The 10,516-nt window shown below is 55.2% G+C and carries 10 protein-coding genes; 3 read left to right on the top strand and 7 right to left on the bottom strand.

The window, feature by feature from the left end; all coding sequences use genetic code 11:
- The coding region (locus HZB34_10935; protein MBI5316476.1) for a hypothetical protein at window positions 1-618 on the bottom strand (618 nt) is incomplete at its 3' end.
- 554 nt (window positions 619-1,172) lie between these two features.
- Here HZB34_10935 and HZB34_10930 point away from each other — a divergent pair.
- Window positions 1,173-2,606 carry a hypothetical protein gene (locus tag HZB34_10930; GenBank protein MBI5316475.1) on the top strand — a complete coding sequence of 478 codons (1,434 nt, stop codon included), beginning with the start codon at window positions 1,173-1,175 and terminating at the stop codon, window positions 2,604-2,606.
- A 34-nt stretch (window positions 2,607-2,640) separates the two neighbouring features.
- Here the strand turns inward: HZB34_10930 and HZB34_10925 are convergent, their stop codons facing one another.
- From HZB34_10925 to hemL, 4 genes are all read right to left on the bottom strand, one after another.
- Entirely contained in the window at window positions 2,641-3,075 is a 435-nt protein-coding gene (locus HZB34_10925; protein ID MBI5316474.1) for a thiol-disulfide oxidoreductase DCC family protein, read from the bottom strand.
- 304 nt (window positions 3,076-3,379) lie between these two features.
- On the bottom strand, window positions 3,380-4,342 hold the full coding sequence (locus HZB34_10920) for a hypothetical protein (GenBank protein ID MBI5316473.1): 963 nt from the start codon (window positions 4,340-4,342) through the stop codon (window positions 3,380-3,382).
- Complete coding sequence (locus tag HZB34_10915; GenBank protein MBI5316472.1) at window positions 4,329-4,940, bottom strand: hypothetical protein; 612 nt, start codon at window positions 4,938-4,940, stop codon at window positions 4,329-4,331. Before HZB34_10915 ends, HZB34_10920 begins: the two co-directional genes overlap by 14 nt.
- 124 nt (window positions 4,941-5,064) lie before the next feature.
- Entirely contained in the window at window positions 5,065-6,348 is a 1,284-nt protein-coding gene (gene hemL / locus HZB34_10910; protein MBI5316471.1) for a glutamate-1-semialdehyde 2,1-aminomutase, read from the bottom strand.
- 260 nt (window positions 6,349-6,608) lie between these two features.
- Between hemL and HZB34_10905 the strand changes: the two genes are divergently transcribed.
- Window positions 6,609-6,848, top strand: a complete 240-nt coding sequence (locus HZB34_10905; protein MBI5316470.1) for a hypothetical protein — start codon at window positions 6,609-6,611, stop codon at window positions 6,846-6,848.
- Window positions 6,849-6,893: 45 nt separating this feature from the next.
- On the opposite strand, the gene HZB34_10900 is transcribed toward HZB34_10905, so the two are convergent.
- Both HZB34_10900 and HZB34_10895 read right to left on the bottom strand, forming a co-directional pair.
- Window positions 6,894-7,448 carry a barstar family protein gene (locus HZB34_10900; GenBank protein MBI5316469.1) on the bottom strand — a complete coding sequence of 185 codons (555 nt, stop codon included), beginning with the start codon at window positions 7,446-7,448 and terminating at the stop codon, window positions 6,894-6,896.
- Window positions 7,445-7,909 (bottom strand): hypothetical protein, encoded by a 465-nt coding sequence (locus HZB34_10895; protein MBI5316468.1) that lies wholly within the window; start codon window positions 7,907-7,909, stop codon window positions 7,445-7,447. Before HZB34_10895 ends, HZB34_10900 begins: the two co-directional genes overlap by 4 nt.
- A gap of 256 nt (window positions 7,910-8,165) precedes the next feature.
- On the opposite strand from HZB34_10895, the gene HZB34_10890 reads away from it, so the two are divergent.
- Window positions 8,166-10,490 (top strand): 6-phosphofructokinase, encoded by a 2,325-nt coding sequence (locus tag HZB34_10890; GenBank protein MBI5316467.1) that lies wholly within the window; start codon window positions 8,166-8,168, stop codon window positions 10,488-10,490.
- Window positions 10,491-10,516: the final 26 nt, after the last annotated feature.

Raw genomic sequence — 10,516 nt, 5'->3', positions numbered from 1 at the left:
GTATTCACCGGAGTTGACTTTGAAGCCCGTGTAATAGGTGAAGGCCGAATACAGGAGGCCAATCGAGTGAGGAAATGGAATGTCCCACAGCGGGGTCAGTGTATGTCCTTCCCCCAGCCACGCCGAGGTGGTCGCCCACTCCCCGACTCCGTCCATGCACAGGACACCTGCCCGTTCATACGGTGAGGGATAGAAGGCGGAGGCCGCGTGGGACTCGTGATGTTCACCGAAGAGAAACTCCGGCAATGCTGACTTTTCCAAGCCGTTCGAACAGGCCAGCACTTCCTTTCGCAGCAAGGTGCGTAGAAAGAGTTTCTCTTTCATCCACACCGGCATCGCGGCCAGGAACGATTGAATTCCATTGGGGGCGAACCCGACATAGGTTTCCAGCAATCGTTCAAATTTGATGAGCGGCTTGTCATAAAACACGACATATTTGAGATCCTTGATGCCAATCCCGGCCTGGCCCAGACAATACTCAACGGCTCGACGTGGAAACCCCGGGTCGTGCTTCTTTCTCGTAAATCTCTCTTCTTGGGCTGCGGCAACGATCTCGCCGTCCCGTACCAAGCACGCAGCGCTATCGTGATAAAAAGCTGAGATTCCCAAAATATTCATCAGAATTCCCTGGCGGTTTCAAGTTCCAAGTGCAACAGGTGAATACTGACACCGCAGCCCCGTGGTGTCTCATTGGTGCCGCGTTGCCACGGGCTGTCCCGATCGGCAACGAATACCCGGATTGCGAGCCGTTCTGCCAGGCACCCGTGTTCGGCCATCTCTTTCCCCCGATCGTAGATCAAGGTTTTGCGCAGCGGCGTGGGCGCATGCCGTTAGGATACACGCGTTTGAGACGCCCGGCAATCTGCTGGGACGAGCAACCCTCGGCCAGATACGTCCGCTTGCGCTTTTCTGTGCATCCCTCCTACAATACGCTTCCCTGCGAGGCCCTATGCCCTTCACGCTTCGTCCCTACCGTCGCTTCCCTGTGCACTGCGCCGTCACGAACAACACGGGATGTTCCTCAAGCTGCCACTGGCCTGCCTGAGCGCCAGGACACAATTTGGCATGTCGCGCTGAACGGGCTGTGTCTCTAGGAGGGTTTGGAGGCTGGTATTTGTCGGTGGGTGGAAAAGCTGGGCTGCACACTGAAGAATGATACAGGGGCGAAAGAGATGACAAGGCTACCTGACAATGCTATTCGACGCGAGCCGTCACCAAACGGCACGGTGGCCATCTCGATGGCCCTCTATGGCATGGCACTGTGTGGCGGTATGTTGCTCGTCGGTTTGTATCACTACAGGACCAAACCTTCATGGGGTCAGTTCCTTCTGAGCCCCAGTGTAATCCTGTGTATGGTCGCAGTGTTAGGGCTCCTCGTGGCAAGCGGCGTGCTCGTTCGATTTCTTTCTGGTTCGCAGGGCCGCAACAGGGATAGACGGTATGCCGTGATCATGAGTCTCCTGGTCATCGTTCTGGCCGGAGGTATCAGTGAAGCCGCTCTTCGCATCGCAGCTGTTGAGAGGCACAACGGGACATTTGTGGGTAAGTTTCGTCTGCTCCCCCGCCAGTGGCGAGAGTTTGCCGATCGGCAGCGAACGATGCTGGCATCGAGCAAGACTACAGGAGATGATACGTTAGGGTGGACAGCTGGAGCAAACAGGAAAAGCGAAGATGGTTTATCCGAGATCAGTGCCGAGGGACTGCGGAGTGCCACGCAGGGAGAAGTTCTGCGCAACGGGCTCGGTAACTGTCGGGTCGCGCTCGTGGGGGACTCCTTTACGTTTGGTGACGGCGTGCGGTTTGAAGACTCGTGGGGGTATCGGTTGGAGCAACTGCTCCCCAAAGGTTGTCGAGTACTGAATTTCGGTGTCGGAGGTTATGGCATCGACCAGATGTATCTTCGATACAAGAGAGATGTGCCTTCCTGGAAGTCCAATCTGGTAATTCTGTCGTTCATTGACCCCGATCTCCACCGAACCATGAGTGCCTATGGATTTCTCATTGTCGACCAAATACCGTTTCCGCTTATGAAGCCTCGATTCGTGCTTGATCAAAGAGGCATACCCAATATTGTGAACCAGCCTCTGCCGAAGGCGGAGGATATATTCATGCTTCCCTCTATTCACGATGTCCCGTTCATCGAATACGACGAGAAGTACAACCGCACAGACTGGGATAGACCACAATGGCGGGGTGTGTACCGTTCTTACTTCTTGCGGTTTCTGATCTCGATATATCGATTCTCTGAAAAGGATCGACCATTTGTGTCTGATGCGGATATGCGTGCACTCAATTCAAGTCTCCTGCATGCCTTCGTTGACGCAGTGCATAAGGACGGAGCAACTCCTTTGCTCGTATACCTGCCTAACAAACGGGATTTCAAAAAAAAGTCACCATGGATTCCGGAAGGACTCCAAATTCTCCAAAATGCACAACTAGAGCATGTGGATCTGACATCCTGCCTTAAGCGAGATTCAGAACCCAATCATTTCATTCCGATGGGTAAGGCAGGCGGAGGGCACTATACTCTCCAAGCAAATGCGGCCGTTGCCGCATGTTTGGGTCCGATTGTGCGGGATCGGTTAGGGCTGGCAAAGGCGGAATAACCCCAGCAGACGGCGCGGTCCAAGAGGGTTTGTCCTAAATAAACCTGGCTCGTTCTTTCGGAGTCGGCACACGGCACGTGTCCGACTTGCCCATCCACTGATAGCGATTCCGGGCGATAATACCGTAGACCATATCTCGAAGAGGCCGGGGAATGATGATGAAGGCATAGATCCAGGGCCACACCCCGGGAAGGCAGCGAAGAACTTTGAGGGCCGCCGTGGATTTCGTGAAGACCTTCCCGTTTTCCAGCAGTAAAAAGGTTTCATAATCCTGGGTCGAGAGGCCTAGCTGAGCGAGAATGTCTTGGGCGGGTTGGGATTGAAGAGTTCCGAATCTAAATAATCCTCGGGAATCCCGCTGGAGGACAAAATTGACAAACGCATTGCAAAAATTGCATACCCCGTCAAAAACAATCACCCGCTCGTAATGGCCCCATTCATGGGATTGTACCGGAGATCCCTGTTTCACATGTCCCTCTCGGTTGTCCGATCTTTCCTTGAGGTGTGCCGATATATGTACAGTATATGGCCGGCCTCATTATAGCACCTCGGAGGTAGGCATGATTGCATGGGTGAGGCTTTAGGAGCCTGTCCGACATTACCCTTTCTACTGCGGCGAACGATCTGCAGCCATCTGCGTCGTTCTCGACCCGAAAAAATCCTCAATGTATTCCAGCGAATACACCTCCGGTTTTTCCGGGTCTGCGGCCTGGCACCTGGCCGCACCTCATTCGGCTCGTCACGAAGGGCAATGTCGGACAGGCTCCTTGAGCCTACCCGGCCATAGAGAGACGGCGTCTGAACAATGGCCATGCACGGGTTTTGAGCCATTGATGAATGGGAACGAGGTCAAAGAAAATAAGATAGACAAATGGAATTAACAAAAAGTTGACGTCCATCAAGACAAAACTAGCAATATGGAATGTGGTGACTCCTAAAATAAACGCGAGCCGCAATTTGACGGATTTGATTAAGAGCAGCAGGGGAAATCCCAGCTCGAAAGCCAGGACGAGAATAGAGAAGATTTGAATGAGTTCCGGATGTTGGGCCAGCTCAAAACTGAGCCCGTTTTTGAGGAATTCTCCTTGATCGGTCACACCCCACCGGACTGATCGTAGGATTAAGACTTCCTGAATTTTGCCTTCGCCGGCGAACCAGACCCAGCCCGAGGTTCGTACTTTGGCAATCACACTCCAGAAATAAAACAACGCCACATACAGTTGCATGGTTTTTATGGGCCAGCTGGCCTCCCATTCCTGAACTCCAGCGGGAATATGACGCTGCCTGGCATCACGAGAATGGACTTCCCCACACTTGGAAAGTAAAAAGAGGAAAAGAATCTGCATGGGAATGATTTCCCGATGGTGAACGTCGCCCGCAAAGCTATCGCGTACTCCTTTCAGGTAAAAAACACAGAGAATGATCACGAGAATCGATGTCCGGGTGTTTTTCCCTAAAATCATCGATACGGTTGCACCCATCAAAATGGCATACATGCCAAACGAAAGGGCCGGTACATGATATTGAATCCCTAATAACTTGAAGTACCAAATGGGCGCAATAAAGTAATGCATGGCCCCTATGTGGTTAAGAGACAGGACGGTGGCAAATTGATAGGTGTGAAAAAACAGAAGCCCGCATCCAATGTACATCCGCAGCAGGCCAAGGCTTTCCCCTGAAAACCCTGTAAAGAAAAATTGATTCCAAGCCCGGCTGATGATGTTAGAACATGCCATGTTCCCACCTTGGCAGCCATTCGTCCCGCCATTCGATCAAAGCCCGCCGGTTATCAATTTGAACGTTCCCCACGTCCTGCCGCAATAAATCTTCCTTCCTGTACACACGGTTCTGCTGGTCGGCTTCTATTCGAATGATAAATTTAGGGTCGGATGGTTCATGCCCTAGGGTTTTGTTGAGAGTCCAAAACATTCCCCACTCCCTATCAACCGCAAATCGAGGCTTATCTTCAGCCAATCCGCGGATCCATCGGTTGATCATTCCCAGTTCAATATTTCCCTCTTTATGTTTCGAGGGGGCGGTTTCAACCATTGTTGAGTCGGGCAACAGATCATTGTACAAGCGTCGAAAATGCGGTTTGGTAATATTCAGATCTTTAGAGGATACGTACCCGGTTGATCCGTCCCGATAGGTGACTTTAAAGCCTTTTTTCTCTTTGTCTTTATCAAACACTTTGACTGAAATGGTTTCGCTGGGCTTGTACCCGCTATACATGGGGACCCAGGTTAATGGAAAATAATCGATGCGAAAGATGACTGCCACCCATACAACGGTCAAGTAGGCAACAAGAATCAGGGTAATGGTCCGCTTGCTCACTGCAACATTCCCTGTGATATGACGACCCGGGTAACCATAGGAGTATCCCTTTGATGTAGAGGTGTAAGTAGCAGGCGGATGATTATCTTAAAAAAGGCGGGAGATTTCTATAGCGATCAGCTCTTCACAGTGCTTTGAAAGCGGAATGCGCGGCTTTGATCGTGTATTCGATATCGCGGGATGAATGAGCGGTCGAGAGGAAGGCGGCTTCGAATTGAGAGGGGGCCAGATACACCCCCTGTTCCAGCATCGCATGAAAGAATTGCCCGTATCGCTTCGTGTCCGACAGTTTTGCTGTATTCCAATCAGACACCGGGCCTGACGTAAAGAAGGCGCCGAGGATCGAGCCGACTCTGGTTTGCGTGAGCGGCACCTTGGCGTTCTTCGCAGCGGCGCCGATCCCTTTGGCTAGGGCTGCAGATTTCTCTTCCAGCTTCTTGTAGACCCCGCGAGCTTTGAGCTGCTTGAGCGTGGCAATGCCGGCGGACACGGCTAGCGGATTTCCCGACAAGGTCCCAGCCTGATAGACCGGACCCAGCGGCGCGATCAGATCCATGATCTCTTTCCGTCCTCCATAGGCGCCGACCGGCAATCCACCGCCGATGATTTTCCCCAGCACGGTCAGATCAGGAGTAATCCCGTAGAGCGCTTGGGCGCCGCCATAGGCCACACGAAAGCCCGAGATGACCTCGTCGAAAATCAGGAGTATGTCGTGTTCTGTGGTCAGCCGGCGGAGTGACGCAAGGAACTCCGGCGTCGGCGGCACGACGCCCATGTTCGCCGCGATCGGCTCCAGAATCACGCAGGCCAACCGGTCCCGATGTTCCTTCACGATCTGTTGAACCGCCCGGATATCGTTGTATGGGACAGTCAACGTGTGTTTCGCAAAGTCAGCGGGAACTCCGAGCGAATCCGGAATCCCCAATGTAGCCAGGCCGGACCCGGCCTTCACCAGCAAATAATCGCTGTGGCCGTGATAGCACCCTTCAAACTTCAGGATACTGTCTCGCTTCGTAAAGCCACGCGCGACACGAATCGCGCTCATGACCGCTTCGGTGCCGGAACTCACGAGTCGGACCTTTTCCATTGATGGAAAGGCATCGCGGATCATGCGGGCAAGTATGACTTCCAGTTCGGTCGGCGCGCCGTAACTGGTTCCATTTGCGGCAGCCCTTTTGATCGCACTGATCACCGATGGAGCTGCATGACCCAAAATCATCGGACCCCATGACAATACGTAGTCGATGTAGCTGTTCCCGTCGACATCGTAGAGGCGAGCGCCTTTGGCCCGTTTGATAAACCGGGGTTCGCCTCCGACAGAGCGAAAGGCACGCACCGGACTATTCACACCCCCGGGAATGAGTTGTTGAGCTTCCGTGAAAAGCTTGCTGGAGCGAGTGGTTTTCATAATGGGGGCGCACAGTACCATGCAGCTGAGCCTCGGTCAAGAAAGGGGAAGCTCGACCGATGTCATGAGACGACCGGGGCCAAAAATTGTCTGAAAGAGAGCCCCTCCTCACCACTTTTTGCTCCAGGCTAGGTGCCTGCTGACAGGGACTCTTCGTAATCCATTGGAAAGGCGTTGATTCAGGTGACCAACTGATGCGGCTCAACTCTTGCCTAATTAGGCCTGTATCACGCGCCTAAAGAACGATTACGGGATCAACGATGAAGATTATCTGCTCGTGGTGCCGACAAGAGGGGAAGACCGAGCTGATGGGCGAAAAGGCTCCCCTCAAAGACAAGCGGGAAACGCATGGGATTTGCGTCGTTCATCGCCATGAAGTCGAGGCCCGCTGGCAGACATCGATTCACACGGCCTCTTACTCTGGAACCGCAAGCGAACTGTCTTCTAAACTCTTCCACTGGACAGACCTGTTGCACGTGACCGTAAAGATGCGCCACTAAGGCAGGCACTTCCACCTCAATCTTCCCGTACTGGCCGGTTCGATATCAACGTGACGGTCTGCGGTTGGGGGACCGTTGTTGCCTATTCGCTGCCCGAGTCGGTTCCGCGTTGATTTCTTTCATACCCCAGTGAGCCCGATTGGCTTTCTCCTGCTCCGATACGACGAATAGCGCGTGGAAGGGAGTGGCCCGTCGCGCACCCATTCCCGCCTGTCCGTTTCCCCAGGCCTCTCCCGCATCGCGCAAGATCTCAAGAAAGGTTTCGTACTCTTCTTCATCCTCGGGCAATACCCCTTCTGCATTTGTGACCAATAAAATGTAGCCCTTGGCTGGCAGCCACTCCAGATCAGCCAAACATTCCTCCAATGCGTCCCAGTTGTGGCCGAAGTAGTCGGGAAACTCCAATGCCCGGGCAAACTCCGCAAACAGATTTGCCGGCGTCTTACAGTGACGGCCCCTGATGACCTTCAGCGCGAACCCGGTCGGCGGGCGCACCAGCGATTCGGCACGCTTCCCGTCTGTGACAACAAGTAATGAGGTCCAGGGGGCTTTCGTCGATTGGAGATAGGTGGACAATGCCAGTGAATGTTTCGGAGTCATGGGACCTCATTCAATGGCATGAAGGTTCGGTAATGGTCACCGGTATAGTAGGCCCTGCCACTGTCTTGTTCGATGACGATCCGCTCCGCATCCCGTGCGCGGCCGCGTATTTTGGGATTCACATCGTACTCGCGATAGTGACCGCGCGGCAGCCGTCTTTCACGATTCTGGAATACCCTGCCGCCGATATATCCAGGGAGGGCCTTGCCCTCATGTCGTTGAATTGCCTCCAGCAGATCTTTGGCTTTTTGTAGCGGGTCCTTCGCGGCTCGATGTAATTGCCGATCGAGAGGCGGCGTGGCATCGTGAAGAGCAGGCCCTGCGGGCAGAACAGATGGGACAGAGGCAGACGATACGGTCGGTTCAGGCGATGAGGCGGCATTGGGGGAGCCTGTGGGGCCACCGACCAGCAACCCACCGAGGACGACGAGTATTGCATAAACCTTCCAAGTTCGATCCATAGTTTCGCGTTCGTATTACGAAGCGCGGAAGCACCGTACGAACCCTAGCACGTACGATCTCGGAGGATCAACGAGCGTGAGAGGAGCGGGTGCTCAAGGCCAGAGATTGAGGCCAGAAATTGTTGCTATCGCTCATCTGCCAGCGTAGCATCCACCGTATTCATGTTGCTGGGGATGTTCTCCAGGCCCGCATCTTCCGGCAACCGTGCGGGCAGGTAGATGCCTCTTACACAGGGACAAGCCAACGAGGTACAGATTGGAATCCGCCATAGACCGGCTCGAGTTTGTGACAGCCGAAGGGCTCCTGGCCTATGGAGAGATGCTGGCGCATCGCACCGCCGGTGAGGGAATTGCGTCCCCACCCATCCCCCCTTCCTCAGTCGATCGACCACAGCGAACCCGTGATGCCATGGAGAAGATCAGGGCGTTTGTGCGCGATGCGCAGGGCGGCTTTCCTGGGGCAGAGGAGTATCGGGCTACCCGTCGCGCGCTGATCGAAGAGGGTTGCCGGGGCGACGAACTGGTATTCTTTGCCGCCTGGAATGTTCTCCTCGCAGCAGGCGAGTTGGCTCCGCTCCTCCGCATGCCAATCAGATCAGTGCAGAAGCCGACACATCGCCGGCCGGTGGCGATCGTGCCGCGTGCGCAACTGACGCCGCAGTTGGTCGAGGATCGTATCGTGCTGGACTTGGGCGAGGATCGATTTTGGCTCTTGCCGCGCGATTTAACCGGTCGCACGCTTCTGTTCACGATGCGTCATGGTATCTCACGTATGGAGAGCAGCACCTATCGAGTCGGGCGACGCTTCGCGAACGTCCTGGATACTGAGCGAGGCGTCCCCAAAGCCGACGCGGTCGGTGCAGCCCTGGCCAGGATGCTGGGCGTGGTAGGGCAACAATTGGACTTCCTGCATATTCACAACTATCTCGATCCACGCACCTTCGTCCAGCTGGTGAGCCAGAGCCCCAATACGCGGCAATTGTATGAGCGGGTGACAGCGGCGCTGATGCAGGCGCAGGAACACCATGCTGAGGCGCTCCCACCCGCCTGCGATCCCGCCTTAGACTCCCAGGATTTCGGATGGGTCACAGGGCTGGAGAAGAAGGTGGAAGCCGAGGAGGCCGCGAAGGCATTCGGTGTGGATGTACCGACGGCCAAACGCCTGATCAAACATCCCCTCTACAGCTACCCGGGCGGACATTCCTTCTTCGATGTCTATGTGGATATCGTCGATGGCTTCCGCCGGTTGGGTCAGTCCCACCAGGGGAAGGCCGTGTGTCTGTACAGCCACAGCTCCACGCTGCGGGCGCTCATGATTTATCTCGATCCTCGTCCCTTTCGCGAAGCCTTCACCGAGTTTGGCGAATATAAGGAGGGACAGGATAACGTCGTCTTGCTGGCCTACGAACAGGGACTTTTATCCGGCTATTCCACCGCTGTGGGTCTGTCCGCGCGGGAACGGGCAGTGCGGGAGACCTGGGTGAAGGTCGAGCGAGAACGCAGAGACCGGATCACGCTCAAACCCCGACAGATCAAGCGGATCGTAGCATTGGTCTCGGGTGGCGATTTTGCCGGCGCCGGCGCCGCGTTGAAAGAGTTGCGAGTGACAGGAAACCGGTTTGGCCTGGAAGTCCACTTCGTCCGTCACGGGTTCTTAGGTCTGGCCAACAACTGGATCACAGCCGTGACCGAGCAGGATACCCGTGGGATGGGCAGCCATGCGAGCAGTCCAATCGGGAGCAGCCGCTTCGAAGATTTCAAGGACGAGCAGGTGCAACAGGCCACCATGCGGCATCTTCGGCCCTACATGGAAGACGGAGCCTTGGTGCTCATCGGTGGGGACGGGAGTCTTCGAGGCGCGCGGGCGCTCTACGAAGGATTTGGGGTTCAGGCCGTCGGGATTCCCGGCTCGATCGACAATAATATCGCGGGAACGACCTCCCTGGGTTTTCATTCGGCCGTGTCTCTGGCGAATCAATCCATCGAGTCGCTGAAAGCCACCAGTTCCGCCATGGGCAGTGTCTTTTTCGTCGAGATTATGGGGGCAGGGTCCGGCCATCTTGCCCTCGCCTGTGCATATCAGGCCAGAGCTGAAGGCCTGTTGGTCAACGAGCATCCCGATCCCGATTCATATATCGACGACTTCATCCTGGGCACGCTCAAACGCACCTTTGGCGTCCCGAACAAAAGCCATCTGTTTGTGGTGGCGGAACAGACGCCTCATCGCCATCACCCGGATGGCGGTGTGCGAGGCCTGGTCGAATATGTCGCCAGCACGCTCGCTACGTGGCCACAGTTTCAGGCACGCCCCGGTGAATATCGCCTCGCCCCTACGACCAAAGCCACAATCCTCGGTCACACGTTACGGGGAGCACCCCCGACCCCCGAGGACAAGACCATCGGACAAGATCTGGCCTATGAAGCGATTCGCCGTCTCGTCAAGGAACCGGAGCGGGTGGTCGGGTGCATGTTGGCCTATCGCGGGCCGGGTACTATCGAGGCGATTCCACTCCACGCTGTGGCACCGAAGCAGTTCGACTGGGATATCTTCGCCCGAATGCACGGAAGCGAGCTGCCCTAGAATCCATCTTTAACAGAATGCTGAAA

The sequence above is a fragment of the Nitrospirota bacterium genome (assembly GCA_016219645.1).
GTDB lineage: Bacteria > Nitrospirota > Nitrospiria > Nitrospirales > Nitrospiraceae > Palsa-1315.
This window is presented reverse-complemented; position numbering and strand designations above follow the sequence as displayed.

What these genes read in the sequence shown, in the direction of transcription:
- HZB34_10895 (MBI5316468.1), bottom strand. Translation starts at nt 7,909, where the DNA reads ATGGATCGAACTTGGAAGGTTTATGCAATACTCGTCGTCCTCGGTGGG.
- HZB34_10905 (MBI5316470.1), top strand. Translation starts at nt 6,609, where the DNA reads ATGAAGATTATCTGCTCGTGGTGCCGACAAGAGGGGAAGACCGAGCTG.
- HZB34_10900 (MBI5316469.1), bottom strand. Translation starts at nt 7,448, where the DNA reads ATGACTCCGAAACATTCACTGGCATTGTCCACCTATCTCCAATCGACG.
- hemL (MBI5316471.1), bottom strand. Translation starts at nt 6,348, where the DNA reads ATGAAAACCACTCGCTCCAGCAAGCTTTTCACGGAAGCTCAACAACTC.
- HZB34_10920 (MBI5316473.1), bottom strand. Translation starts at nt 4,342, where the DNA reads ATGGCATGTTCTAACATCATCAGCCGGGCTTGGAATCAATTTTTCTTT.
- HZB34_10930 (MBI5316475.1), top strand. Translation starts at nt 1,173, where the DNA reads ATGACAAGGCTACCTGACAATGCTATTCGACGCGAGCCGTCACCAAAC.